Origin of the sequence: Streptomyces sp. (assembly GCF_035645055.1) — a bacterium.
Classification (GTDB): Bacteria; Actinomycetota; Actinomycetes; order Streptomycetales; family Streptomycetaceae; genus Streptomyces.
Genome location: NZ_DASQNH010000049.1, coordinates 1 through 24,407, shown reverse-complemented (window position 1 = coordinate 24,407; position 24,407 = coordinate 1). Strand labels below are relative to the sequence as shown.

The following is a 24,407-nucleotide window of genomic DNA, read 5'->3' as shown; positions in this document are numbered from 1 at the left end:
GCCGCAAGTCCGAAGAAATCTCAACGGAACAAAGGTGGTTCGAGCGTGAGTTCAGAGATCTTGTCCGCCGCTGGATCCATTCCTTCGTCATGCCTGCACCGCATCTTCCGGGCGGCGGAGACGAAAGAGAAGGAGTCCGGCGCCGAGGTGGTGAAGCTGCATGTCGGTGACCCGTTCTTCCACCCGTCCGAGGACGTCGCCGAGGCGTTCATCGACGCCGTGCGGCGGGGCGAGACCAAGTACACCGGCGTGGAGGGCCTGCCCGAGCTGCGCGCGGCGGTGGTGGAGAAGCTCCGCTCGGACAACGGGGTGGACAGCGCGGTCTCCCGGCTGCTGATCTCGCCGGGCTCGTGCCAGGGTCTGGCCGCCCTGCTCCAGTCGCTGGCCGAGCCGGGCGCCGAGATCCTGCTGCCCGAACTGCACTGGCCGGTCCACCTCCAGCAGAGCCTGCTCGCCGGTTTCCGCCCGGTGCTGTATCCGCTCGGCGCCGATCTGCGGCCCGACCCCGAGGTGATCGCGGCCGCCGCGTCGCCGCGCACCCGGGTGCTGCTGATCAACTCGCCGGCCAACCCGACCGGTGTCGTCCTGGACCGCGGCGAGCTCACGGCCCTGCTGGAGCTGGCCCGCGACCGCGGCTGGCACGTCATCAGCGACGAGGCATACGAGCACTTCCTCTACGAGCGTGAGCACATCTCGGTGGCCTCCCTGGAACGCGATGTCCCGGTCGACGAGCGCATCGTGCACAGCGTCTTCAGCTTCTCCAAGAGCTTCGCGATGACCGGTTACCGGCTGGGCTACGTGGCGCTGGCCAACGACCGCGCCGCCGACGTCATGAAGGTCGCCCAGGAGGCCAACATCATCGGCACCTCCACGCCCGTCCAGTACGCGGGCATCGCCGCGCTGAACAGCCGGTTCGACGCGTCGGCGACCAACCTCAAGCTGGTGCAGCGCAATCGGGACGTGGCCCTGCCCCCGCTGGTCCGGGCCGGGTTGCTGCGCGAACTGCCCGCCGGCGGCTGGTACGCCATGGTCGACGTGACCCGGAGCGGGCTGGACGCCGAGACGTTCGCGACACGGCTGCTCGACCGCAAGGGGATCGCGGTCGTACCGGGCAACGGCTTCGCCATGCGACCCGAACTCGACGACCAGGGCCGTGTCCGCTCCCACGACTACGCGCCCTGGGCCCGCCATCTGGTCCGGATCGCGTTCTGTGTCGATCCCGTGACGCTGGAGACCGGGGTGCGCGGACTCATCGAGTTCGTCGACGAATGCGAGGCGGGGCTCGCTTCGGCCGGATAGTCCGGCCGGCGGTGTGCAGTTCTCTCGAGATCATCCCGATCAGTGCGAAGGAAACGAGGATGTAATGGCCAAGAGTGTTGTCATCGTCGGCGGTGGAACCGCGGGCTGGATGACCGCTTCGTATCTCAAGGCGGCGTTCGGTGACCGTCTCTCCGTGACGCTCGTCGAGTCCAGGAACGTTCCCACGATCGGTGTCGGTGAGGCTTCCTTCAGCACGATCCGTCACTTCTTCGCCTATCTCGGCCTCAAAGAGACCGACTGGATGCCGGAATGTCACGCCACCTACAAGCTGGCGATCCGGTACGACAACTGGCGAGCCGAAGGGCATCACTTCTACCACCCCTTCGAACGGCCGCGGGTGGTGGAGGGCGTCTCCCTCGCCGACTGGTGGCTGCACAAGCGGCCCAGTGAGGACTACGACAGGGACTGCTCGGTGATCGCCGCCCTCTGCGACGCCAAGCGCTCGCCTCGCCAGCTGGAGGGCAGTCTGCTGGCGCTCGACCTCGGCGAGCGCGAACCCGACGGCATGTCCAAGTCCACCATGGCCGAACAGAACACCCAGTTCCCCTACGCGTACCAGTTCGACGCGACGCTGCTGGCCCGGCTGCTCACCGGGTACGGCACCGACCGCGGTGTCCGGCACGTGCTGGACGACGTGATCGACACCGGTGTCGACGAGCGTGGCTACATCACGCACGTCCGCACGAAGGAGAGCGGCGACCTGAAGGGCGACCTCTTCATCGACTGCACCGGGTTCCGCGGCATGCTGCTCAACAAGGCGCTCGGAGTGCCGTTCCAGTCCTACCAGGACACCTTGCCCAACGACAGCGCGGTCGCCCTGCGCGTGCCCATGGAGATGGCCGACCAGGGGATGGGTCCGTACACCAGGGCGTCCGCACAGGCCGCCGGCTGGATCTGGACGATCCCGCTGTACGGCCGGATCGGCACGGGTTACGTCTACGCCAGCGACTACTGCACCCCGGAGGAGGCCGAGCGCACGCTGCGCGAGTTCTGGGGGCCGGCCGCGGACGACCTGACCGCCAACCACATCCGGATGCGGATCGGCCGCAGTGAGAACTCCTGGGTGAACAACTGCGTCGCGATCGGGCTGTCCAGCGGATTCGTCGAGCCGCTGGAGTCGACGGGGATCTTCTTCATCCAGAACGCCATCGAGCAGCTCGTGAAGCACTTCCCCGGCGGGCGGGACGACGATCAGCTGCGCAAGTCCTACAACCGGCAGGTCGCCAACGTCATGGACGGCGTGCGCGAGTTCCTCGTGCTGCACTACGTGGCCGCCAAGCGCAACGACAACGACTACTGGCGGGACGCCAAGACCCGCACCATGCCGGACTCGTTGGCCGAGCGCATCGAGCAGTGGAAGGTGAAGCTGCCCGACGAGGACACCGTTTTCCCCTACTACCACGGGTTCGAGCCCTACTCGTACACCGCGATGATCCTGGGCCTCGGCGGTCTTGACCTACGCCCGCTGCCCGGCCTGGCGCTGATGGACGACGTCGCCGCGAACAAGGAGCTGCGTCTGGTCCGTGACCAGGCCGCCTCCCTGGTCGACACCCTGCCGAGCCACTGGGACTACGTGGATCACGTGCACCGGCTGAAGGAGACGCGTGCGTAGTCGGCTGGCCGACCGACGGGGAGGTGGCGCACCATGCCGGATCCGGTAACCGGCACCGTCGAGCGAGCCCCGGTCGACCCGGCGGAGTTCCGTTCTCTCATGACGACGCATCCGGCCGGAGTCGCCATCGTGACGACCACCGCACCGGACGGCAGGCCGTGGGGGATGACCTGCTCGTCGGTGTGCAGCGTCACCCTGCAACCGCCGACACTGCTGGTCTGCCTGCGCGCGCAGAGCCCGACGCTGGCGGCGCTGCTCGAGGTGTCGGCCTTCGCGGTCAACCTCCTGCACGACCGGGCCCAGCCGGCGGCCGACCTCTTCGCCTCGGGCTCCGCGGACCGGTTCGAGCGGGTCGCGTGGGACCGGGGACCGGATCTGGGTCTGCCCCACCTGGTCGAGGACGCGCACACGGTCGCGGACTGCCGGGTCAGCGAGACACTTCCCGTGGGGGACCACGTCGTGGTGTTCGGGGAAGTGCTCAACGTGCGGAAACAGCTGGACCGGCAGTGGAGTCCGCTGCTGTACGGAATGCGGCAGTACGGGTCGTTGCGACCCTCGCCTCCCGGTCCCGGAAGGACCTGGGCGGACGGCTGACCGCGGGATCGGAGAGTCCCGGGTGACCGGTGCGACCGGCCGCCCGGGGCTCTCCGCATTCCTTCCGCAGGCCCGCCGGGTCGGCGACGGCGACGGCGACGGCGACGGCGACGGCGACGGCGACGACACAGACTCCGCACCAGACGGTGCCGACCGCGAGAGGAACGGATGATGAGGAGCGATCTCATGAGCACCCAGGACGGTGGGCGGACCGAGCCGGTGCGTTCCGCGGGCCCCACGCCGCGCATTCCCGACTGCCCGCTGGCCCGCACGGTCCAGGCCATCGGCCCCTGGTGGACCTTGGAGATCCTGCACGAGGTCTTCGAGGGCCGCGGCCGGTTCGAGGCGATCCGCCGGAACCTGGCGACGCCCGCCGACGTCCTGGCGGACCGGATCGCCGACCTGACCGCGAGGGGCCTCCTCGAAGCCGAGGAGGCCTCGCCGGAATCCGGCGACCCGGAGTACCGGGCCACCGACCTGGGCCGTGCGCTGCGCCCGCTCATCCTCGTCATGGCCGCGTGGGGGAATCACCGGCTGGCTCCTGAGGACCGCAGTCTGGTTCTGGTCGACGTCCGCACGGGCGTGGCCGTGGACCCGGTCGTGGTGGACCGGCTGACCGGGCAGCCGGTCGACACCGCCGATCACGTCTTCGCCCCTGGCCCGAAGGCGAGCGAGCTGATCGTCGCCCGCTACCCGGAGATCCCGCGGCGGCCATGACGGCCCCACCGGCCGCGGGAAGCGTGCGCGGCGCGGCCGGTGAGGACCTCTCTCAAGCGTCCGCGGCGCCGCCCAGACCGGTGAGGGCGCCTACCGGATCGAGGTCCGGGGTGCCGCGCGGCCACCAGTCGTCCGCGCCCGGGTCGGACTCGTAGGCGTACCACAGACCGTCGCGGCCGAGGCGGAGCTGGAGGTGGCCGCGGGGGTGGGTGAGGCGGTTGCGCGAGGGGCGGAACGGGGGGAAGTCGGCGGCCAGGAGGAGCGGGCGAGCCCGGTCGAAACGGCCGGCCGGCGGATCCCAGGGCTGCTCCAGCGCGGCGAGCCCGTCCGGGCCGCCCTGCCGCCAGGCGGCGACCGCGCGTGCCAGCTCGGCGGGGGTGCGGCCGGCGGCGGACGCGAGCGAGGCGTACAGACCGCGGGTGGCGGCGGTGAGTCCGGCACCCGGACGGGCCGCGGCGAGCCGTACCGCGTCCTCCCACAGGGTCAGCCCGGCGACCGGGTCGTGGCCGGTGGCCAGCAGGGCGTGGGCGCGGGCGGCGGCGTCGGTGGCGAGCTGGTCCAGCGCGAGCGGGTCCGGTCCGCCGGGCGCCGCCGGATACGCCGGGGGCTGCTCGGGGTGCGCGGGCGTCCGCAACGGGGCCGGAAGCGGCGGGAGCCGACGTGGGGCGAGGGCGTCGGTGGCGCGTACGCCGGGCAGCGGCGCCGGGTCCCGTTCCTGGGCGGCGCGGGCGGCCCGCGTGGCGCTCAGCCGGGACAGCGCGTCGAGGAGTTCACGCTCCCCGCGCCCGCGCAGCAGGAGCAGCACGAAGGGGTCGGCGTCGAGCAGCCGGGCCGTCTGGTAGCAGAGGGCGGCGGCGTGCTTGCAGGGGTGGCCGCGGTCGGGGCAGCTGCAGCGGGGCTCCAGGTCGCCGGGGCCGGGGAGCAGCCGGACATCGCCTTCCGCGAGGGCGTGCGGCATCTCCTTGTCCAGCAGCGCGGCGATGTGCCCGGGCCGCTCCGCCGCGGCGTCCAGGAACCGCTCCCAGTCGGGGTCGTCCAGCGTGCGCAGCCGGATCTGCACGCGGTACGGCCTGGGGCGGCTGCCGTGCACGTACGCCAGTACCTGCCCGGGGGTCACCGTGATGGCGTCGACGTGTCCCTGCTCGGCGTAACCCCGCCCGCGCGCCAGCCGCTTGACGTCCAGCGCGCCCTCCTCCAGCGCGGTGATCCAGGCGTTGCCCCACCAGGTCTCCGCGAACCGCCCGTCCCCCGCCGGGGGCTGGGGCGCAAGCGCGGGGAACGTACGGCGAAGGTCACTGTCGCGGTGGGGCGAACCCATGGCGGCGGGGGTGCGGGAAGGCCCGTCCACCGGGCCGGTGGCGGGGTCCCGGGCTTCCTGGTGGACAGGACCGGACGTCTCACCGGGACCGGACGTCCCGCCGAGGGGAGCAGCCTCGTCCGGGCCGTCCGTATCGGGCGGCATGCGGAAGGCGTTCGCCAGGAAGGCGGCCACCTCTCTGGTCGCCTCGGTTCCGCGGGAGGACGCGGGGGGTGCCGGACGCCTCGGCGTGGTGCGCGGGGTGCTGGAGCCCTCGCGTGCCTGTGCCGCGCGTTCCCTCTCCCGTTGCCTGCGGGCGGTGCGCAGCGCGTCGCGGGCCAGATCGGCGGGACGGGTGTCCCGCGCCCGCTCCGCACCGGCGGACGTGTCGTCAGGGTCCTCGCCCGGCCCCGCGCCGGTCTCTCCCGTCTCCTCCGTCGCGCTCTCCCCCGCACCTCGACGGGCGGCGGCCGCCCGGCGCAGTGCCGCGCGGGCGGCGTCGCCGGGCCGGAGTTCGCGGCCCGTACGGCCCTCGCGGGTCCCGCCGGCTTCGCGAGGCCCGCCGAACGCGCCCTTCGCCGCCCCGGAGTCACGCTCCTCCGCGGGCGGCGTCCCGGCATCCGCGACAGCATCGGGGGGTGACGCGTCGTCCGCCGCTCCGCGCACCGCACGCGCGGCCCGCAGCGCCCGGCGGGCGGCATCCGCGGGACTCTCGGACGGCGCCTCCCCGGCACGCTCCCCACCGGTCCCGGGCTCCTCGAAGCCGGTCCCCTCGAGGCCCGTCTCTTCGCTCATGACGACCTCCTGAGCGAGACCAGGTCGGACAGTTCACGGTCCGTCAGCTCGGTGAGGGCCGCCTCACCGGAGCCGAGGACGGCGTCGGCCAGAGCCCGCTTGGCGGCCAGCATCTCGGCGATGCGGTCCTCCACCGTGCCCTCGGTGACGAGGCGGTGGACCTGGACGGGCTGGGTCTGGCCGATCCGGTACGCGCGGTCGGTGGCCTGTTCCTCGACGGCCGGGTTCCACCAGCGGTCGAAGTGGACGACGTGGCCCGCGCGGGTGAGGTTCAGGCCCGTGCCGGCGGCCTTGAGGGAGAGGACGAGGACCGGGATGGCCCCGCTCTGGAAGCGGTCGACCATCCGCTCGCGCTCGGGCACCGGCGTACCGCCGTGCAGCAGGTCGACGGGGACCGCGCGGGCGGCGAGGTGGGCGGTGATGAGGCGGGCCATGCCCACGTACTGGGTGAAGACCAGTGCCGAGCCGTCCTCGGCGAGGAGGGTGTCGAGCAGCTCGTCCAGCAGCGCGAGTTTGCCGGAGCGGGCGGCGAGCCGGTCGGCGCCGCGCTGTGCGGGCTCTTCCTTGAGGTAGAGCGCGGGGTGGTCGCAGATCTGCTTCAGGGAGGTCAGCAGCTTCAGGACCAGGCCCCGGCGCGCGATGCCCTCGGCCGTCTCGATGGCGAGCAGCGATTCGCGCACCACCGCCTCGTAGAGCGCGGCCTGTTCACGGGTGAGGGGGACGGGGTGGTCGGTCTCGGTCTTGGGCGGCAGCTCGGGGACGATGCCGGGGTCGGACTTCTTGCGGCGCAGCAGGAAGGGGCGGACGAGGCGGGCGAGCCGGGTCACCGCCTCCGCGTCCTCGCCGTTCTCCACCGCGCGGGCGTGCCGGGCGCGGAAGGACTTCAGAGGGCCGAGCAGTCCGGGTGTCGTCCAGTCGAGCAGGGCCCAGAGTTCGGAGAGGTTGTTCTCGACGGGGGTGCCGGTGAGGGCCACGCGCGCCGGGGTGGGGATCGTCCGCAGGGCCTTGGCGGTGGCCGAGTACGGGTTCTTGACGTGCTGTGCCTCGTCGGCGACGACCATGCCCCACCGCTGTTCGGCGAGGACCGGGGCGGCCGAGCGCATGGTGCCGTAGGTGGTGAGGACGAATCCGCCGTCGAGGTCGTCGAGGGTGCGGCCGGTGCCGTGGTAGCGGCGGACGGGCACGCCGGGGGCGAACCGTTCGATCTCGCGCTGCCAGTTGCCGAGCAGGGAGGCGGGGCAGACCACGAGGGTCGGTTCGGGGCGGGCCCGTTTCAGGTGCAGGGCGATGACGGTGATGGTCTTCCCGAGGCCCATGTCGTCGGCGAGGCAGCCGCCGAGGCCGAGGGAGGTCATGAGGTCGAGCCAGGCCAGGCCGCGCAGCTGGTAGTCGCGGAGGGTGGCGCGCAGCCCGGCGGGGGGTTCGGCCGGGCCGATCCCGGCGGTGAGGCGGTCACGCAGGGCGGCGAGCGCGCCGGCCGGCACGGCCTCGACGGTCTCGCCGTCGACCTCGGCGCTGCCGGTGAGGGCGACGGAGAGCGCGTCGACGGGGTCGAGCAGCCCGAGTTCCCGTTTGCGGGCCTTGCGGACGAGGGCCGGGTCGACCAGCACCCACTGGTCACGCAGCCGCACGACGGGCCGGTGGGCCTCGGCGAGGGTGTCCATCTCGGCCTCGCTGAGCGGCTCGCCGCCGAGGGCGAGCTGCCAGCGGAACTGGAGCAGTTCCTCACTCTCGAAGAAGCCGGTGCCGTCGGTCGCGGAGCCCGGCGCGGGGCGGACCACGGCGGCGGCGGTGAGGTCGCGGGCGAGGTCGCGCGGCCAGTGGACGGCGACTCCGGCGGCGGCGAGCCGGGTGGCGGCGACGCCCAGCAGGTCGCCCAGCTCCTCCTCGGAGAGCGCGAGGACGTCGGGGACGTCCTGCTCGGCGAGCCGGTCCAGCGGGGGCCAGACGCGGGCCGCGCGGCGGACGGCGAGGGCGGCGTCCACGCGTGCGCGGGGGCCGAACTCGGTGTCCGCCTCGCCCGCCCACAGCGCCGCCGCGTCGGTGACGAGGGTGGGGTCGGCGAGGCTGTGCACCTGGACGATCGCGGCGCCCGCGCGGCGCAGCCGTTCGCCGCCCTCGCTCTGCTGCCCGGTGTCGAACAGGTCGTACGCCGCCAGGTCCACACGCAGGGAGATGCGCACGCCCGCGTCCATGCCGGCGGCGACCTCGGCGGCCCAGTCCTGGGCGGCGGGCAGGCGCTGCGGGCGGCGGTCGGCGAAGGGGCGTCCGCAGGCGTGGGGTGCGGCGGGGGTGCGGGGCAGGGTGTCCGCGACGGCGTCCAGGAAGGAGCGCATCAGGGCTTCCGGCTCGGGCAGCCGCAGCGGGCCGCCGCCGGGCAGCGGCACCGCGTGGCCCTCGGACGGCAGGGCTGCGGCGATGGCGCGCAGGTGGGCGAGGTCGTCGGGGTCGAGCGGGCCGGCCCGCCAGGCGTCGTGGCCGGTGGGTGTCAGTCCGGGCAGGAGGCGGCCGCGGGCGGCGAGCCGCAGGGCGTGCAGGGCGGCCGCTCCCCAGCAGGCGGTGGCGGGGTGGGCGGCCGGATCGTGCCGGGCCCGCACGAGCAGCGGCAGGGCCTGGTCGAGGGGCATGCTCAGCGCGGGGGCCGGCCTGCTGCGTACTCCGGAGCCATGGGGGCGTACGACGGTCAGCTCCGCGGGCTCGGCGGCGGGCAGGTCCGCGGGGGTGCCGCCGTCGGGGTCCCAGAAGGCGATCCGGCCGTCGCGCGGGAGGGGCGCGGGGAGGAAGACGGCGGCGAGTGCCGCGGGGACGCGCGGTGCCGCGCGCTCGGCCGTCGCCGTGTCGCGCATACGTCCGGTCACCTCCCGCCCGCTCGTCCGATCAGTCGTCTTCGACTCTACGGGCCGGGTCTGACAATCGGCCCCGGCGACCGTCCGGGGCCGGTCCGGTCAGGGAACCGTGCGGGAGACGACGTACACCATCGGGTACGTCGGATCGCCGAAGTTCACGACCATGTCCTGCGTCGGCTTCGGGTTCTTCTGCTCGCGCACGACGCCGTAGTTCGGGCCGGGCCGGGCGCCGGGGCCGGAGAACTTCCAGCCGGTGACGTCCCGGTCGCGGGAGCCGATGGGCAGGTCGTCCTTGACCAGGTCGTGCCGGTCGAGGCCCATCTCCTCCAGGAAGGCGTCCAGGCCGTCGTGCGTGGTCTGGAACTGGACGTACAGGCGGCTGGTCTTCCAGTTGTTCGTCTCGTACCAGGCGACCTGGTTCGCCGGGTGCGGCACCGGAACCTGGTACAGACGGCGCTGCACCTTCGACGGCCAGCCCTGGGTGAGGCCGGTCGCGGAGTACTTCTTCTCCTTGTCCTTGCCGCTGTCGCGGCTCTGGTTGGCGGAGATCACCAGATAGCCGGCCGGAACGCCGATGAGCAGCACGATGATCAGCAGGGTCAGCGCGCGCCGGCGGATCATGTGGCGGCGGTCCTCGACGGGGCGCTGCGGCTCGTCCGGCGGTCCGGCCTGATGCGGCAGGGTCCCCGACGTCACGGCGCCCCCTCGGCGCGACGGGCCTGCGTGTACCGCTCGTAGCGCTCGTGCCGCTCCACCCGGCGGCGCTTGGCGCGGCGGAAGCGGCGGGCGACCAGCCGGGCGAGGTCGGCGGCGCCGACCATGCCGGCCTCGGGGCCGAGCTGGGCGCGGACGATCCGGGCCTCGGGGCGGTAGCCGCGGCCGGTCAGATGCCGCTTGAAGGCGTCCCGCGCGGGGCCGATCAGCAGGTCGTCGGCGGCCGAGACACCGCCGCCGATGACGAAGCAGGAGGGGTCCAGGGCGGCGGCCAGGTTGGCGATGCCGACGCCGAGCCACTGGCCGATGTCCTGGAGCAGTTCGACGCACATCGCGTCGCCGTCACGGGCCAGCTCGGTGATCATCGGGCCGGTGATGTCGCCGATCTGCCCCTTGACGTGCTCGATGATCCCGTACGCCACCGGGGAGTCGGCGGCGGCCAGCTCCCGGGCCTCGCGGACCAGCGCGTTCCCGGAGCTGTACTGCTCCCAGCAGCCGCGGTTGCCGCAGGGGCAGCGATGGCCGCCGGGCACCACCTGCATATGGCCGAACTCGCCGGCCACCCCGAACTTGCCCCGCTTGACCTGGCCGTCCTCCAGGATGGCGCCGCCGATCCCGGTACCGAGGGTGATCATGACCAGGTGGTCCTCGCCGCGGCCCGCGCCGAACCGCCACTCCGCCCAGGCGGCGGTGTTGGCGTCGTTGTCGACGAGCACGGGGACCGCGAGCCGGTCGGCGATGCGGTCGCGCAGGGGTTCGTTGCGCCACGACAGGTGGGGGGCGAACAGCACCCGGTTGCGGTCGGCGTCGACCCAGCCGGCCGCGCCGATGCCGACGGCGTGCACGTCGTGCCGGTCGGACAGGTCCAGCACCAGCTCGACGATGGTGTCCTCGACGACCTTCGGGCTCTTGGACTTGTCCGGGGTCTCCGTGCGCAGCTTCTCCAGGATGTTGCCGTCGGCGTCGACGACGCCCGCCATCACCTTCGTGCCGCCGATGTCGATGCCGACCGTGGGCACGCGCGGTGCGGTCAGGTGCGAGCGGCGTTCCCGGGTGCCGATCGTTCTGAGGGCGGGGGCACGCCGGGAGCCGATGGGGGCGCTGAAGGTGCCGTAGGTGCTCATCGTCGCCGATTCTGCCTCACGGGGGTGCGGGGTGCGGAACGGGGCGGTTCCGGTTGTCTGCCGGGTGCGGCGCCGCCGTGGCCGGGCGCGCAGTTCCCGGCGCCCCTCAAAGACGCTTCAGTTCCCGGCGCAGGTCTGCGAGGTCGGTTCCGCCTGCCATCTGGTCCGTCAGCTCGTCCAGGGTTGTCTCGTCCCGGGTGTGATTCCCGACCATGGCGCCCCGCCGCAGCAGTACGAATCTGTCCCCCACCATGTACGCGTGGTGCGGGTTGTGGGTGATGAAGACAACGCCCAGGCCCTCGTCGCGGGCCGCCGCCACATACTTCAGGACGACGCCGGACTGCTTCACGCCGAGCGCCGCGGTGGGCTCGTCGAGGATGAGGACCTTCGCCCCGAAGTGGACCGCCCGCGCGATCGCCACGCACTGGCGTTCGCCGCCGGAGAGGGTGCCGATGGGCTGGTCGACGTCGCGCAGGTCGATGCCCATGCGGAGGAGTTCCGCGTGGGTGGTGCGGCGCATGTGGTCGACGTCCATGCGCTTGAAGGGGCCGACGCCCTTGCGGGGCTCGGAGCCGAGGAAGAAGTTCCGCCAGACCGGCATGAGGGGAACGACGGCCAGGTCCTGGTAGACGGTGGCGATGCCGCGGTCCAGGGCCTCACGCGGGGAGCCGAGGCGGGTCTCCTCTCCCTCGATACGGAAGGTGCCCGCGTCGTGCTGGTGCAGGCCCGCGATGATCTTGATGAGGGTGGACTTGCCGGCGCCGTTGTCGCCCAGGACGCAGGTGATCTCACCCGGGTGGACCTCCAGGGAGACGCCTTCCAGGGCGCGGACGTTGCCGTAGCGCTTGCTGACGTCGGACAGTTCGACGAGCGCCGTGCGGGTCGCGGTCGCGGTCTCGGTCGTCACTTGGTGGCCTCCGCGCGCTTGCGGACCCAGGCGTTGAGCAGGGTCGCGAGGAGCAGCATCGCTCCGAGGAAGAACTTGAACCAGTCCGGGTTCCACTCGGCGAAGACGATGCCCTTGCTGGTCATGCCGAAGATGAAGGCGCCGACCGCCGAGCCGACCGCGCTGCCGTAGCCGCCGGTGATCAGGCAGCCGCCGATGACGGCGGCGATGATGTAGATCAGCTCGTTGCCGACGCCCTCGCCGGACTGGACGACGTCGTACGAGAAGAGCAGGTGCTGGCCGGCGATCCAGGCGCCGAAGGCGACGCCCATGTAGAGGCCGATCTTGGTGGCCGTCACGGGGACGCCCACCGCGCGGGCTGCGTCCTTGTTGCCGCCGACCGCGAAGATCCAGTTGCCCGCGCGGGTGCGCAGCAGGATCCAGGAGGCCACCGCGACCAGGGCGAACCACCACAGGATGGTGATCTTGAAGTCGACGCCGCCGATGGTGAGGGTGGAGGCGAAGACGTCGCGGGCGCTGGGGAAGCCCTCCATGTCGGCGATGGTCTTGGTGGAGACGGTGCCGGAGATCAGCTTGGTGAAGCCGAGGTTCATGCCGGTCAGCATCAGGAAGGTGCCGAGCGTGATGATGAAACTGGGCAGTTCGGTGCGGCTGAGCATGAAGCCGTTGAAGGCGCCGATGGCGAGCGTGGCCAGCAGGGAGACGCCGACGCCGACCCAGACGTTGGCGGTCATCTGGTAGCTGAACATCGACGAGATCAGCGCGGACGACGTCACCAGGACACCGGCGGACAGGTCGAACTCGCCGCCGATCATCAGCAGCGCGACCGGGACGGCCATGATGCCGATGGTGGAGGACGCGTACAGGACGGTGCTCAGGCTGGCGGCGCGCAGGAAGCTGTCGGCGGCGAACGCGAAGAAGACGAAGACGGCGAGCGCGCCGACCACCGAGCCCAGCTCGGGCCGGCTGAGGAGGGCGCGCAGCGGGGAGGTGCGCAGCAGGCGCTCGTCGGTGGTGGCCGCGCTCATCGGGTGCCCCGCTTCGTGTACTCCTCCAGGGCGGCGGCCTGGTCCTTGGTGATGATCTGCGGGCCGGTGAGCACGGGCTTGCCGCCGCCGAGGACGTCGGCGTTGTACTTGTACAGCCACAGCAGGTCGATCGCCTCGTAGCCCTGGAGGTAGGGCTGCTGGTCGACGGCGAAGCCGAGGGTGCCGTCCTTCAGGCCGGCGGCGACCTTGGCGTTCAGGTCGAAGGTGTCGATCTCGGCGTCGCTGCCCGCGCCCTGCTTGGCCTTCACGGCGGTGTCGGCGTACGGCGCGCCGAGGGTGACGACGGCGTCGACGGACGTGTCGGCCTGGAGCTTGGCCTCGATGGCGGACTGCACGTCCGGCATGCTGGTGCCGGTGACGTAGAGGTTCTGCACGGTGCCGTCGAAGGTCTCCTTCACGCCGGCGCAGCGCTGCTCGTGGCCGACGTTGCCCTGCTCGTGCAGGATGCAGAGCGCCTTCTTCTTGCCGCGCGCGTTCAGCTCCTCGCCGACGGCCTGTCCGGCGATGGTCTCGTCCTGGCCGATGTGGGTGAGGGCGCCGAACTCCTCGGACTCCTCGGAGCCGGAGTTCACGGTCACCACCGGGATGCCGGCCTTGACGGCGCGGGCGACGGCGGCCTTCATCGCGTCGGGCTTGGCGAGGGTGACGATGATGCCGTCGACCTTCTTGTCGACGGCCGCGTCGACGAGCTGGGCCTGCTGCTGGGCCTCGTCGTCGTGGGAGTACAGGAAGTTGATGTTGTCCTTGGCGGCGGCCTCCTTGGCGCCGCTCTGGACGATGTCCCAGAAGGTGTCCCCGTCACCCGAGTGGGTGATCATGGCGAAGGTCCAGCGGGGTGTGGTCACCGCCGCCTCGCCCCGGGCGGCCGCGGCCTTGCGGGCGTCCTCGGCGCGTTTGCCGCCGGTGCTGCTGCACCCCGCGAGGGACAGTGTCAGTGCCCCTGCCACCGCGATGCCTACCCAGGTCCGAAACCGTGCCACGAGGCCGTGCCCTTCTTGCTGTGTTCTTCGGTACGCCGGGGCCGGTCGTCTCTCCGGCCCCAAACGCCTCAGTATCGAACACGGGGCTCGTGCCCCCCGTGACCGGGGAGCGCGAGTCGGCCGGCTTGTCCGGACATTGCGACGAACCGGGTCCGGGCGGCGACCCGTCTCAGGGCCGCACGAGGAGCTGGAACTCGAAGGAGTAGCGGCTCGGGCGGTAGGTGTGGGTGCCGTACTCGACGGCGCGGCCGGTGTCGTCGAACGTGGTGCGCCGCATGGTGAGCAGCGGGGCGCCCTCGCTCTCCCCGAGCCGTTCGGCCTCGACGGCGGTCGCGGCGCGGGCGCCGATGGACTGCCGGGCGCTGTGCAGGGTGATCCCCGCGGACCGCATCAGCCGGTACAGGCCGGTGGTCTCCAGCTGTGCGGTGTCCAGATCGAACAGTCCGGGCGGCAGGAAGTTGCACAGGTACGCCATCGGTTCGCCGTGCGCCAGCCGGAGCCGCTCCACGCGGTGGACGTCGCCGTCCTCGGCCACCCCGAGCGCCGCCGCGACCTCGGCGGACGCCGGGACGACGGTGTTGACCAGCACCTTCGTGGCGGGGCGCTGGCCGGCCGCCTCCAGGTCGTCGTAGAGGCTGCTCAGCTCCAGGGGGCGCTTGACCTGGCTGTGCACGACCTGGGTCCCGACCCCGCGGCGGCGCACCAGCAGACCCTTGTCGACCAGCGACTGGATGGCCTGGCGGACGGTGGGCCGGGACAGGCCGAGCCGGGCGGCCAGCTCGATCTCGTTGCCCAGCAGGCTGCCCGGAGTGAGCGCTCCCCGCTCGATCGCGGCCTCCAACTGCTGGGACAACTGGAAGTACAGGGGCACCGGAGAACTCCGGTCCACGCTGAGGTCGAGCTGGACGGTCGGGTCGACATCTGGTTTCGGCACGGGCCGAGCGTAGCTTTCACGACCGGTTGACGGGAAGTTGTGTAGTCCGATTGTCCGGACATTCGCATTGACAGTGGGCCGGGTCCACCCCCACCGTGATTCCATGCGCATCGGGGTCATCGGTACGGGCCGGATCGGCACCATCCATGCCAACACGCTCAGCAGTCACCGGGACGTCGGCTCCCTGATCCTGACCGACGCGGACCCCGCGCGGGCGCAGGAGCTGGCCCACCGGCTGGGCGAGACGGCGGCGCCCGGGGTGGACGAGATCTTCCGGTGGGGTGTGGACGCGGTCGTGATCACCACGACGACCTCGGCCCACGCCGACCTGATCGGCCGGGCCGCGCGCTCCGGACTGCCCGTCTTCTGCGAGAAGCCGATCGCGATCGACCTGCCCGGCACCCTCAGCGCGCTCGCCGAGGTGGAGGCCGCCGGGACGGTCCTCCAGATGGGCTTCCAGCGCCGCTTCGACGCCGGCTACACCGGCGCCCGCGAGGCGGTCCGCTCCGGGCGGCTCGGACGGCTGCACTCCGTACGGGCGATGACCTCCGACCCGGCGCCGCCGCCCGCCGCGTATCTCCCGCTGTCCGGCGGGCTGTTCCGGGACACCCTGATCCACGACTTCGACATCGCGCGCTGGGTGACCGGCCGCGAGGTGGTGGAGGTGTACGCCACCGGATCCGACGGCGGGCCCCCGATGTTCCGGGCGGCGGGCGACGTCGACACCGGCGCGGCGCTGCTCACCCTCGACGACGGCACGCTGGTCACCGCGACGGCCACCCGGCTGAACGGGGCGGGTTACGACGTGCGCATGGAGCTGGCCGGGGAGCGGGACCAGATCGTGGTCGGGCTGGACGACCGGACGCCGATCGCGTCCACCGAGCCGACCGGGCCGCCGGCCGCGTCCCGCCCGTGGACCACCTTCCTGGAGCGCTTCGGGCCCGCCTACGAGACCGAACTGGCCGCGTTCGTGGAGGTGGTCCGGGGCGAGCGGGCCAACCCCTGCGACGGCCGCGAGGCGTTGCAGGCCCTGCGCATCGCCGAGGCCTGCGAACGCTCCCGCCGCGAACGCAGACCGGTCCGCCTGGCGGAGATCCCGGGCGGGGCGGAAGCGGTGTTCCGCTGACCCCCGGCCCCCACGGCTCCGTCGAGCCGGGCCCGCGTCCGCCGTCGAGCACCGCCGACCACGGCAGGGGCAACGCCCTCAGCTTCACCTCCGCGCCCGCCGCCAGCCCCACCCTTCCCCCAGGCCCCGCGCCCGCCCGCCGGCACCGGAGCACGCTCCCGCAGGCCGGGCGCAGGCCGGTCGGCGACCGCCCATACCCAGCGGGCGCCCGCACTCCGCCGCCCAGGACAGCGCCCCGACCGGCCCATCGCCCCAAGCGGGCGTCTCGCCGATCACGCCGGGCTCGCGGTGTCCGGCACCGCTCCCTGATCCGGCCTGATCGGCGAGAAAGCCCCTAGCCCGGCCAGCCGACGACCGGCCAGCCGACCACCGCAGAACCGCAGACCGCAGACCGCACACCGCCCCGCTCCCGGCGCCCGCCCCGCGCCCGGACGACCGCCCGCTCCGCGCCTGTCCCCCGGTGATGCCGCCAACCACCCGCCACGGCAAGGCCCTCAGCCGACGGTCGGCGACCCGCCCCCTGCCGGTGCGCGCCCGGCTCCCTCGGAGACCTCGCTCGGGCGGCCGACCGCCCACCGGACGCGCCCCCTCGGTCAGCGCCCCGCGTTCGTCGTCACCAGCGGACCGGCAGGCTTCGCATGCCCCGGATCAGCATTCCCGGCAGCCACGCGCCGGGTGGGCCGTCGAGGGTGAGGGCGGGGGCGCGGTCGAGGAGGGTGCCGATGGCCGTGCGGGCCTCCAGACGGGCCAGGGGGGCGCCGAGGCAGTAGTGGATACCGTGGCCGAAGGCGAGGTGGGCGCGCGGATCGCGGCGTATGTCGAAGCGGTCGGCGCCGGGATAGCGGGTGTCGTCACGGTCGCCCGCGGCGAGGCCGACCATGACCGCTTCGCCCGCCTCGATCCGGGTCCCGGCGATCTCCAGTGGCTCGGCGGCGTACCGGAAGGTGGCGTTCTCCACCGGGCCCTCGTAGCGCAGCATCTCCTCCACCGCGCCGTCGAGCAGGGTCATGTCGGCGCGCAGGGCGGCGAGTTGGGCGGGGTGGGTGAGCAGCGCGTGCACGCCGTTGGTGATGAGGTTGACCGTCGTCTCGTGGCCTGCGATGAGCAGCACGTAGGCCATGCCGCGCAGTTCCTCCGGGGAGAGCCGGTCGCCGTCCTCGGTGGTGGTCTCGATCAGCGCGCTGAGCAGGTCGTCGCCGGGTCCGGCGCGGCGCTTGTCCTCGATCAGCCGGGTCAGATACGCGCCGAGCCGGGCGATGGCGTCCTGCCCGCTGTCCGCGCTCGTCGGGGCGACGGTCTCGGTGGACAGCCGGCGGAACTCCGCGCGGTCCGGTTCGGGCACCCCGAGCAGTTCGCAGATGACGGTGATGGGCAGCGGGTAGGCCAGCGCCTCCACGAGGTCGGCGCGGCCGAGCGGCAGCATCGCGTCGAGGAGTTCATCGGTGATCCGCTGGATGCGGGGCCGCAGCCGCTCCACCCGGCGCGGGGTGAACGCGCGGGTGACGAGCCCGCGCAGCCGGGTGTGCCGGGGCGGGTCGGCGACCAGCAGATACGGTCCTATCAGTTCCTCGTCGAGCGGCGTGAGGCCGACCCGGCTGCCGTCCTTGGCCAGTCTCGGATCGGCGAGCGCCGCGCGCGCCTCCTCGTAGCCGACGACCAGCCAGCTCTCGTAGTCGGCGGGCGAGGGCATCCGCACCCGGTGCACCGGCCCGCGGGCGCGCAGTGCGGCGTAGACGGGGTGCGGGTCGGTGCGGAACCCGTCGCCGTAGTCGCCCAGGTCGATGATGTCCCCCATGCGTATGTGCCCCCTCCTGGTCACCGTGCTCACCCCGTCGGTCGGTCAACGGACGAGCGGTCCCGTCAGTGCCCGTTGTGAGCACCGGTGTGGGTGCCCGCGGTGAGTGCCCGCGGCCGGCGCCGGGCGGTCAGTGCCCGCCCGGCCCGGCCGCCGGGTTCTCGTCGGGCGCGTCCAGGAGTCCCGCGTCGTAGGCCAGCAGCGCGATCTGCACGCGGTTGTTGAGGTCCAGCTTGGCGAGGATGCGCGAGACATGGGTCTTCACGGTGGGCACGCTCATGAACAGCCGGGCGGCGATCTCGGCGTTGGACAGGCCGCGTCCGACCGCGACGGCGACCTCGCGCTCCCGCTCGCCGAGAACGGTGACGCGTGCGCGTGCGCGCGTACGCCGGGTGTCGGCGGCCGTGCCGGCCGCGTGGGCCATCAACTGCCGGGTGACGGCGGGCGACAGGACGGGGTCGCCGGCCGCGACCTTGCGCACGGCGTCGAGGATCTCGGCGGGCGGGGTGTCCTTGAGGACGAACCCGGCGGCGCCCGCGCGCAGGGCGCGCAGCACCTGCTCGTCGGCGTGGAAGGTGGTGAGCACCACGATCTGCGGGGCGTCCGCGCGGGAACGCAGCCGCTCGGTGGCGGTGAGTCCGTCCACGGCCGGCATCCGGATGTCCATGAGCACGACGTCCGGGCGGGTGCGCGCCACCAGCGTCTCGGCCTCGTCGCCGTCGGCGGCCTCGCCGACGATCTCGATGTCGTCGGCGCCGCCCAGCATGAAGGACAGGCCGGCCCGCACGAGGGGGTCGTCGTCGACGAGGAGCAGTCGGATCGCAGTCATGGGGTTACGAAATCATGGTTGCCCGGTGCGCTGGTACGCCCGGACCCGGTCGCGCGCACGGTCCTCGGCGGGGCCGCGTGCTCACCCCCACGGCAGCCACGCCCGCACCTCGAACCCGCCGTCCGCGCGCGGCCCGTGCTCCAGGCGTCCCCCGGCCAGCGTCGCGCGTTCGGTGAGGCCGATGAGGCCCTGGCCGGATCCGGGGACGGGCGGGACGTCGCCGTCGGGGGCGGGGTTGGCCACCAGCACGGCGAGGCCCTCGCCGGGGATGCCGGAGATCTGGACGGTGACCTCGGCACCGGGGGCGTGCTTGCGGGCGTTGGTCAGGCCCTCCTGGGCGATGCGGAAGGCGGTGCGGCCGACGGAGGCGGGGACGGCGGCCGGGTCGGCGACCCGCTGGACGAGGGTGACCTTCATGCCGGCCGCGCGGCATTCGGCGACGAGGGTGCCGAGGGCGGGGAGCGTGGGCTGCGGGCGGCCCGCGTCGTCGGGCTCGCCCGCCCGCAGCACACCGATGATCTCCCGCAGGTCCTGCAGTGCCTCGTGGGCGCTCTCGCGGATCACGCCGGCCGCGCGGGCGATCTCCTCGCGGGAGGCGTCGGGCCGGAACTCCAGCGCCCCGGCGTGCACGCTGAGCAGGGTCAGCCGGTGCGCGAGGACGTCGTGCATCTCCCGCGCGATGGCCTCGCGGGCCAGCCGCTGGGCCTGTTCGGCCCGCAGCCGGGCCTCGGTCTCGGCCCGCCGGGCGCGGTCCCGCAGGCTCAGCATGAGCTGCCGTTTGGACCGGACGAACAAGCCCCAGCCGATGGTGGAGACGGTGAGCAGCGCGGTGAGCACGACGGCCGCCAGGTACGGCATGCCGGGCTCCGGGCGCAGCCAGAGGACGAACGGGATCACCGCGAGGGAGGCGCCGCCGATCCAGGCGACGTAGCGGAAGGGCCGGTGCACGGCGACCGTGAACAGGGCGAGCAGGCCCGCTCCGCCGGAGGTGACGGAGAGGGGGCCGAGGACGGTCAGGGCGACGGCGAGCCCGGCCGGCCAGCGGCGGCGCAGCCAGACGGCGGCGCAGGCGAGGGCGCCGAGCACCTGGTCGGCGACGGCCAGGCCGTGGGGAATGGCGTGGTCGTCGGCGACGGTGTCGGCGCCCGCGATACCGAGGGCGACGGCGAGCAGGAAGCAGGTGAAGTCGACGGCCCAGTCCCGTGCCGTGCGCCGGGGCCGTCCGGTCCGTCCGGGCGACGTGCCGTCCGCGTCGAGTTCATGGATCACGGCGGACGGGAACAGCCATCGGCGTCCCGTGAACGCCGGCGCCTGCGGTGCCGTGCTGTTGTCCCTCACGGTCGGCAAATCTACGCAGGTGCGGGGCGGGTGACGGGGCCCGTGCGCGCTGTCGTGGACGGAAGTGGACGGAAGTCGCGCGGCATCCGACCGAAGTCGTACCGGTCCGCGACGACCGGCGCCGCCGGGCGGCGGGCGTCGGCGACTTCCGTCGGAGGTGTCTCGCCCCGCGGCCGATGCGGGTGGGGGGTCCGCGGGGCGAGAGTCCAGGCCATGAAGAGCGTGCTGGAGTTTCTCGGATTCATCGCCCTGGTCCAGGGCGTGATGGGCTTGCTGCGGGAGTTCACCGACTGGGACGGAGGGCTCGTGTCACGGATCGCCTTCCTGAACGAGTACGGGATCTTCGCGAGCGTGGCGCTGCTGGTGCTGGCGTGCGCGCTGTTCGCCGCGGCGGAGAGCCGGAAGTCCCGCTGAGCCGGCGGCCGGTGTGGGCGGTGACCCGGCCGCCGGTCTCGGCGGTGACCCGGCCGCCGGCTTCGGCGGTTGCTGAGCAGCCGTGGCCGACGCCGACTCAGCAGTCGTGGTCGATGGGGTCGCACGAGGCGTAGTGGCCGGAAGTCCCGTTCGTTTTCCGGAAGTTGACCTGCCCGGGAGGTCAGCCTGCCGCCCGGCGCCCCCACGCCGTCCCCGCCAGCACCAGCGCGCCGCCCGCGAGCCCGACCGCCCCCAGCCGTTCCCCGCCGAGCGCGATCCCGGCCGCGGCGGCCCACAGCGGTTCGGTGCCCAGCAGCAGGCTGACCCGGGACGGGGAGGTGCGGCGCACGGCCCACATCTGCACGAAGAAGGCGAACAGCGTGCAGAACGCGGACAGGAACAGCAGCCCCGCCCACTCCCGCGCGCCGAACGTCGCCGCGGTGCCCCACGGGGTGGCGCCGGCGCCGGCCGACAGCAGCGCGAACACCACGACCGAGGTGCCGAGCTGGACGGTGGTCAGCGGCAGCGCGGGCGCGCCCTGGACGGACGTCACCCGGGACATGGCGAGCACGTGCACGGTGCGGGCCAGGGCGGCGAGCAGCATCAGCAGATCGCCGAGCGAGGGCCGGGTGAAGCCGCCGCCCTGGGTGAGCAGGACGACGCCGAGCAGCGAGATCGCGGCCGCCGCGAGGAAACCGCGCGAGGGCCGGGTGCGGGTCACCGCGGACTCGGCGAGCGGGGTGAAGATCATGGTGAGGCTGATGATGAGGCCCGCGTTGGTGGCCGAGGTGTGCACGATCCCGTAGGTCTCCAGCAGGAAGATCCCGCTGAGGATCAGCCCGAGGAGCGCGGCTCCTCGCCACTGGGCCGGGGTGAGGGCGCGCAGCGCGCGGCGGCCGGCGACGACCAGCACCGGCAGCACCACGGCGAACCGGAGCACCAGGACCGCGAGCACGGTCTCGGCGGTGGTGATGTCCTTGGCGGCGAGATAGCTGGCGCCCCAGACCACCGCCACCAGCAGCACGGGCAGATCCGTGAGCCAGGCACGGCGGGGCGCGAGGACGCCGGGTACGGCGATCGAGGAGGACATGGCGGCTGCGCTTTCGTCTCCGGCGGGGAGTGCGGAGACGGCGGCGGCTCGCACGGGGATGATCACCGTACCGGCGTGGGCGGTCTTCGGCCAGGTGTTTCGCGGGTGCGCGCGGGGCAGGCGCCGCCCGCGCGGCGGCGTGGACCGAAAGGCGCATCCCGGCCGCCCGTCAGCGGCCCGGACCCGGTGCGGCCGACCGGCCGTCAGCCGTCCGAGCCCGGCGTGGCGGCGCCACCCGGGGGCGTCTCGGCGGTGCGGCCCGAGGGCGTCTCGGCGGTGCGGCCCGGGGACGTCTCGGGTTTCACGTAGAGGATGTCGCGGGCCTGTTCCGCGGCGCGGGCGAGGCTCTCGGTGACGAAGTCGAGGAAGCGGGCGATGTTCTCCAGCCGGACCGCGGCGGGGGTGCCCGGGCCGAACACGCCGACGCCCTGCCGGGCGGTCTCGGCGACCTGGGCGGTGCTGCCGACGCTGGCCATCATCGACTGGTACCAGACGTCGTCGTCGACGACATAGCGCTCGCGGCGGCGCTCGTCGCGTTCCCGGCGGACGAGGCCCTGTTCTTCGAGGAACGCGATCGCTTTGGAGACGGAGGCCGGGCTGACCTCCAGGCGCTCGACGAGTTCGGCCGCGGTGAGGCTGCCCTCGTCGGTGGTGTAGAGGCAGGCCAGCACCCGGGACATCATCTTGGGCGCGCCCGACGCCATGAAGACGGTGGTGAACGCCTCCTGGTACTCACGCACGGCCTCGGGGTCCCGCCCGTAGGCCTGGAGGGGCGCCTTCGCCCCCCTGGGCGCACTTCGCCTGCGCCGTTGGGCGCGGCGTTCGGTGGCGCGATGGGCGAGTTCGGCGCGATAGGCGGTGGGGCCGCCGTTGCGCATGACCTCGCGCGTGATGGTCGAGGTCGGGCGGTCCAGGCGCCTGGCGATCTCCGCGTAGGGGAGGCCGTCGGCCAGTCCCAGCCCGATCTGCTGGCGTTCCTGCTGAGTGAGCCTGCCTCCCGGCATGGGGGTGTCTCCTTGGGGGTCGTCCTTGAGTGCTCGCGCACCTCCAGCATAGCGTTCACCCTCAATTCATTGCAACGAACAGAAGGCAAAGCGTTGCGTTAAATTCAAACCCGTTGCAACGATTTACCTGCGTTGAACTGGTTATACATTGATCCCGTGCAACAAGTTCGTTGCCGGATCATCGAACGCAACGTAGCGTTTCCGTTGTCAGAAAGCAGCGGGCCGCAAAGGGCCCGCGAGACTTCCCCAGGAGAACGCCATGCAGAAGTTCGACACCCCCGCCCCGGTCTCGGCCGTCCTGGACATCCCTGCCGGGCACATCCGGTTCATCGCCGCGGACCGCGCCGACACCACGGTCGAGATCCTGCCCGCCGACGCCGCCAAGAGCCGCGACGTCAAGGCGGCCGAGCAGATCGAGGTCACCTACGGCGACGGCGTCCTGCGGATCGAGGCCCCCGAGGCGAAGAACCGGATCCTCGGCAACTCGGGATCCGTCGAGGTGACCGTCCAGTTGCCCGCCGGCTCCCGTGTCGAGGCCAAGGCCGCGAGCAGCGAGCTGCGGGGTGTCGGGCGGCTCGGCGACGTCGTCTTCGAGGGTGCGCACGGCTCGGTCAAGCTCGACGAGACCGCGAGCGCCCGCCTCACCCTGGCCGCGGGTGACGTCTCGGTCGGCCGTCTGGGCGGCCCGGCGGAGATCAGCACGCAGAAGGGCGACCTGCGCATCGCCGAGGCGGTGGGCGGCACGGTCACGCTGCGCACCGAGCACGGCGACATCTCGGTCGGCGCCGCCCGGGGTGTTGCCGCCTCACTGGACGCCGGCACCGCCTACGGCCGGATCAGCAACGCGCTCAGGAACTCCGACGGCGCCGCCGGCCTGGCCATCCAGGCGACCACCGCCTACGGCGACATCTCCGCCCGCAGCCTGTAGCCCCCGTTATCTTCTTCGCGGTCCTGCAAGAGGGCCGCTGGCCTCCGGGCCCGGAATGACTGTTGCCCCCTGTCGATCGGATGACCTGGGGGTGGTGTCACCGGGTCCGAGGGGTGCCTCGGAGACTCTGATCAGAGGCCCGACCACCGCCTGGCCAGGCGCAATGCCCGGCCGCTCGCGGGCGGCAGGTCTGCATAACGCGGATGCGCGCGAACGGCCCCGACCGCCGAGGCTGGCACGCATCGACACATGTGGGGGCACGATGGTCGACATCGACGCGGTGGGCGTCTTCCTGGGCCTGGACGTCGGCAAGGCAACGCATCACGGCCACGGCCTGACCCCGGCCGGGAAGACGGTCTTCGACAAGCCTCTGCCGAACAGCGAACCGAAACTGCGGGCCGTCTTCGACAAACTCAGGGCCAAGTTCGGCACCGTCCTGGTGATCGTGGACCAGCCCGCCTCCATCGGCGCCCTCCCACTCACGGTCGCCCGGGACGCCGGCTGCCAGGTCGCCTACCTGCCCGGACTGGCGATGCGGCGGATCGCCGATCTCTACCCCGGCGAGGCCAAGACCGACGCGAAAGACGCAGCCGTCATCGCGGACGCCGCCCGCACCATGCCCCACACCCTGCGCACCCTTGACCTCACCGACGAGGTCACCGCGGAGCTGACCATGCTCGTCGGCTTCGACCGGGACCTCGCCGGCGAGGCCAACCGCACCTCCAACCGCGTCCGGGGCCTGCTCACCCAGTTCCACCCCAGCCTGGAACGCGTCCTCGGTCCCCGCCTGGACCACCCGGCCGTCACCTGGCTCCTCGAGCGTTACGGATCCCCGCAGGCCCTGCGCAAGGCGGGCCGCCGAAGGCTCGTCGAGGTCGTCCGCCCCAGGGCCCTGCGCATGGCCGAACGGCTGGTCGACGACATCTTCGACGCGCTCGACGAGCAGACCGTCGTCGTCCCGGGCACCGGCACGCTCGACGTGATCGTCCCGTCG

The 24,407-nt window shown here is 72.8% G+C and carries 22 protein-coding genes; 9 read left to right on the top strand and 13 right to left on the bottom strand.

Annotation, left to right across the window (positions count from 1 at the left end; genetic code table 11):
* Positions 1 to 45 precede the first annotated feature (45 nt).
* From VE614_RS16100 to VE614_RS16080, 5 genes are all read left to right on the top strand, one after another.
* Positions 46 to 1,299: a pyridoxal phosphate-dependent aminotransferase gene (locus tag VE614_RS16100; RefSeq protein WP_324937007.1), complete on the top strand. Its 1,254-nt coding sequence runs from the start codon at positions 46 to 48 to the stop codon at positions 1,297 to 1,299.
* 64 nt (positions 1,300 to 1,363) lie between these two features.
* Positions 1,364 to 2,932 (top strand): tryptophan halogenase family protein, encoded by a 1,569-nt coding sequence (locus VE614_RS16095; protein ID WP_324937005.1) that lies wholly within the window; start codon positions 1,364 to 1,366, stop codon positions 2,930 to 2,932.
* Between the two features lie 33 nt (positions 2,933 to 2,965).
* A complete protein-coding gene (locus VE614_RS16090) occupies positions 2,966 to 3,526 on the top strand; it encodes a flavin reductase family protein (protein ID WP_324937002.1) in 561 nt (186 codons plus the stop codon).
* A 22-nt stretch (positions 3,527 to 3,548) separates the two neighbouring features.
* Positions 3,549 to 3,698 carry a hypothetical protein gene (locus tag VE614_RS16085; RefSeq protein ID WP_324937000.1) on the top strand — a complete coding sequence of 50 codons (150 nt, stop codon included), beginning with the start codon at positions 3,549 to 3,551 and terminating at the stop codon, positions 3,696 to 3,698.
* 14 nt (positions 3,699 to 3,712) lie between these two features.
* Positions 3,713 to 4,243, top strand: coding sequence for a helix-turn-helix domain-containing protein (locus VE614_RS16080; RefSeq protein ID WP_324936998.1), 531 nt, complete (start codon positions 3,713 to 3,715; stop codon positions 4,241 to 4,243).
* 52 nt (positions 4,244 to 4,295) lie between these two features.
* Here the strand turns inward: VE614_RS16080 and VE614_RS16075 are convergent, their stop codons facing one another.
* From VE614_RS16075 to VE614_RS16040, 8 genes are all read right to left on the bottom strand, one after another.
* On the bottom strand, positions 4,296 to 6,335 hold the full coding sequence (locus VE614_RS16075; RefSeq protein WP_324936996.1) for an SWIM zinc finger family protein: 2,040 nt from the start codon (positions 6,333 to 6,335) through the stop codon (positions 4,296 to 4,298).
* Positions 6,332 to 9,181 carry a DEAD/DEAH box helicase gene (locus VE614_RS16070; protein ID WP_324936993.1) on the bottom strand — a complete coding sequence of 950 codons (2,850 nt, stop codon included), beginning with the start codon at positions 9,179 to 9,181 and terminating at the stop codon, positions 6,332 to 6,334. Before VE614_RS16070 ends, VE614_RS16075 begins: the two co-directional genes overlap by 4 nt.
* Positions 9,182 to 9,280: 99 nt before the next feature.
* On the bottom strand, positions 9,281 to 9,877 hold the full coding sequence (locus tag VE614_RS16065; protein WP_324936991.1) for a sugar kinase: 597 nt from the start codon (positions 9,875 to 9,877) through the stop codon (positions 9,281 to 9,283).
* On the bottom strand, positions 9,874 to 11,019 hold the full coding sequence (locus tag VE614_RS16060) for an ROK family glucokinase (protein ID WP_324936989.1): 1,146 nt from the start codon (positions 11,017 to 11,019) through the stop codon (positions 9,874 to 9,876). Before VE614_RS16060 ends, VE614_RS16065 begins: the two co-directional genes overlap by 4 nt.
* A 106-nt stretch (positions 11,020 to 11,125) precedes the next feature.
* Positions 11,126 to 11,926, bottom strand: a complete 801-nt coding sequence (locus VE614_RS16055) for an ATP-binding cassette domain-containing protein (RefSeq protein WP_324936987.1) — start codon at positions 11,924 to 11,926, stop codon at positions 11,126 to 11,128.
* Positions 11,923 to 12,954, bottom strand: a complete 1,032-nt coding sequence (locus tag VE614_RS16050; RefSeq protein WP_324936985.1) for an ABC transporter permease — start codon at positions 12,952 to 12,954, stop codon at positions 11,923 to 11,925. The genes VE614_RS16055 and VE614_RS16050 overlap by 4 nt, the downstream gene beginning before the upstream one ends.
* On the bottom strand, positions 12,951 to 13,955 hold the full coding sequence (locus VE614_RS16045; protein ID WP_324936983.1) for a sugar ABC transporter substrate-binding protein: 1,005 nt from the start codon (positions 13,953 to 13,955) through the stop codon (positions 12,951 to 12,953). Before VE614_RS16045 ends, VE614_RS16050 begins: the two co-directional genes overlap by 4 nt.
* 169 nt (positions 13,956 to 14,124) lie before the next feature.
* Positions 14,125 to 14,889 carry a GntR family transcriptional regulator gene (locus VE614_RS16040; protein WP_324936981.1) on the bottom strand — a complete coding sequence of 255 codons (765 nt, stop codon included), beginning with the start codon at positions 14,887 to 14,889 and terminating at the stop codon, positions 14,125 to 14,127.
* 103 nt (positions 14,890 to 14,992) lie between these two features.
* Here VE614_RS16040 and VE614_RS16035 point away from each other — a divergent pair, with 103 nt between their 5' ends.
* On the top strand, positions 14,993 to 16,015 hold the full coding sequence (locus tag VE614_RS16035) for a Gfo/Idh/MocA family protein (protein WP_324936979.1): 1,023 nt from the start codon (positions 14,993 to 14,995) through the stop codon (positions 16,013 to 16,015).
* Positions 16,016 to 16,628: 613 nt separating this feature from the next.
* On the opposite strand, the gene VE614_RS16030 is transcribed toward VE614_RS16035, so the two are convergent.
* The 3 genes from VE614_RS16030 to VE614_RS16020 all read right to left on the bottom strand — a co-directional run bounded on the left by VE614_RS16030 (position 16,629) and on the right by VE614_RS16020 (position 19,986).
* Complete coding sequence (locus VE614_RS16030; protein ID WP_324936977.1) at positions 16,629 to 17,810, bottom strand: cytochrome P450; 1,182 nt, start codon at positions 17,808 to 17,810, stop codon at positions 16,629 to 16,631.
* A 130-nt stretch (positions 17,811 to 17,940) separates the two neighbouring features.
* Positions 17,941 to 18,639, bottom strand: a complete 699-nt coding sequence (locus VE614_RS16025; RefSeq protein WP_324936975.1) for a response regulator transcription factor — start codon at positions 18,637 to 18,639, stop codon at positions 17,941 to 17,943.
* A gap of 81 nt (positions 18,640 to 18,720) precedes the next feature.
* Positions 18,721 to 19,986, bottom strand: coding sequence for a sensor histidine kinase (locus VE614_RS16020; RefSeq protein WP_324936973.1), 1,266 nt, complete (start codon positions 19,984 to 19,986; stop codon positions 18,721 to 18,723).
* 204 nt (positions 19,987 to 20,190) lie between these two features.
* Here VE614_RS16020 and VE614_RS16015 point away from each other — a divergent pair, with 204 nt between their 5' ends.
* The gene (locus tag VE614_RS16015; RefSeq protein WP_324936972.1) at positions 20,191 to 20,391 is read left to right on the top strand and encodes a hypothetical protein; all 201 of its coding nucleotides are present in this window, start codon (positions 20,191 to 20,193) and stop codon (positions 20,389 to 20,391) included.
* Between the two features lie 181 nt (positions 20,392 to 20,572).
* Here VE614_RS16015 and VE614_RS16010 read toward each other — a convergent pair whose 3' ends face one another.
* A complete protein-coding gene (locus tag VE614_RS16010) occupies positions 20,573 to 21,481 on the bottom strand; it encodes a DMT family transporter (RefSeq protein WP_324936970.1) in 909 nt (302 codons plus the stop codon).
* A gap of 203 nt (positions 21,482 to 21,684) precedes the next feature.
* Positions 21,685 to 22,485, bottom strand: coding sequence for a GbsR/MarR family transcriptional regulator (locus tag VE614_RS16005; protein WP_324936968.1), 801 nt, complete (start codon positions 22,483 to 22,485; stop codon positions 21,685 to 21,687).
* Positions 22,486 to 22,744: 259 nt separating this feature from the next.
* Between VE614_RS16005 and VE614_RS16000 the strand changes: the two genes are divergently transcribed.
* Together VE614_RS16000 and VE614_RS15995 are read left to right on the top strand one after the other, a co-directional pair.
* Positions 22,745 to 23,413: a DUF4097 family beta strand repeat-containing protein gene (locus tag VE614_RS16000; protein ID WP_324936967.1), complete on the top strand. Its 669-nt coding sequence runs from the start codon at positions 22,745 to 22,747 to the stop codon at positions 23,411 to 23,413.
* Between the two features lie 262 nt (positions 23,414 to 23,675).
* The coding region (locus VE614_RS15995; RefSeq protein WP_324936965.1) for an IS110 family transposase at positions 23,676 to 24,407 on the top strand (732 nt) is incomplete at its 3' end.

What these genes read in the sequence shown, in the direction of transcription:
- VE614_RS16025 (WP_324936975.1), bottom strand. Translation starts at nt 18,639, where the DNA reads ATGACTGCGATCCGACTGCTCCTCGTCGACGACGACCCCCTCGTGCGG.
- VE614_RS16070 (WP_324936993.1), bottom strand. Translation starts at nt 9,181, where the DNA reads ATGCGCGACACGGCGACGGCCGAGCGCGCGGCACCGCGCGTCCCCGCG.
- VE614_RS16035 (WP_324936979.1), top strand. Translation starts at nt 14,993, where the DNA reads ATGCGCATCGGGGTCATCGGTACGGGCCGGATCGGCACCATCCATGCC.
- VE614_RS16010 (WP_324936970.1), bottom strand. Translation starts at nt 21,481, where the DNA reads ATGTCCTCCTCGATCGCCGTACCCGGCGTCCTCGCGCCCCGCCGTGCC.
- VE614_RS16005 (WP_324936968.1), bottom strand. Translation starts at nt 22,485, where the DNA reads ATGCCGGGAGGCAGGCTCACTCAGCAGGAACGCCAGCAGATCGGGCTG.
- VE614_RS16075 (WP_324936996.1), bottom strand. Translation starts at nt 6,335, where the DNA reads ATGAGCGAAGAGACGGGCCTCGAGGGGACCGGCTTCGAGGAGCCCGGG.
- VE614_RS16080 (WP_324936998.1), top strand. Translation starts at nt 3,713, where the DNA reads ATGAGCACCCAGGACGGTGGGCGGACCGAGCCGGTGCGTTCCGCGGGC.
- VE614_RS16030 (WP_324936977.1), bottom strand. Translation starts at nt 17,810, where the DNA reads ATGGGGGACATCATCGACCTGGGCGACTACGGCGACGGGTTCCGCACC.
- VE614_RS16050 (WP_324936985.1), bottom strand. Translation starts at nt 12,954, where the DNA reads ATGAGCGCGGCCACCACCGACGAGCGCCTGCTGCGCACCTCCCCGCTG.
- VE614_RS16090 (WP_324937002.1), top strand. Translation starts at nt 2,966, where the DNA reads ATGCCGGATCCGGTAACCGGCACCGTCGAGCGAGCCCCGGTCGACCCG.
- VE614_RS16000 (WP_324936967.1), top strand. Translation starts at nt 22,745, where the DNA reads ATGCAGAAGTTCGACACCCCCGCCCCGGTCTCGGCCGTCCTGGACATC.
- VE614_RS16060 (WP_324936989.1), bottom strand. Translation starts at nt 11,019, where the DNA reads ATGAGCACCTACGGCACCTTCAGCGCCCCCATCGGCTCCCGGCGTGCC.
- VE614_RS16095 (WP_324937005.1), top strand. Translation starts at nt 1,364, where the DNA reads ATGGCCAAGAGTGTTGTCATCGTCGGCGGTGGAACCGCGGGCTGGATG.
- VE614_RS16015 (WP_324936972.1), top strand. Translation starts at nt 20,191, where the DNA reads ATGAAGAGCGTGCTGGAGTTTCTCGGATTCATCGCCCTGGTCCAGGGC.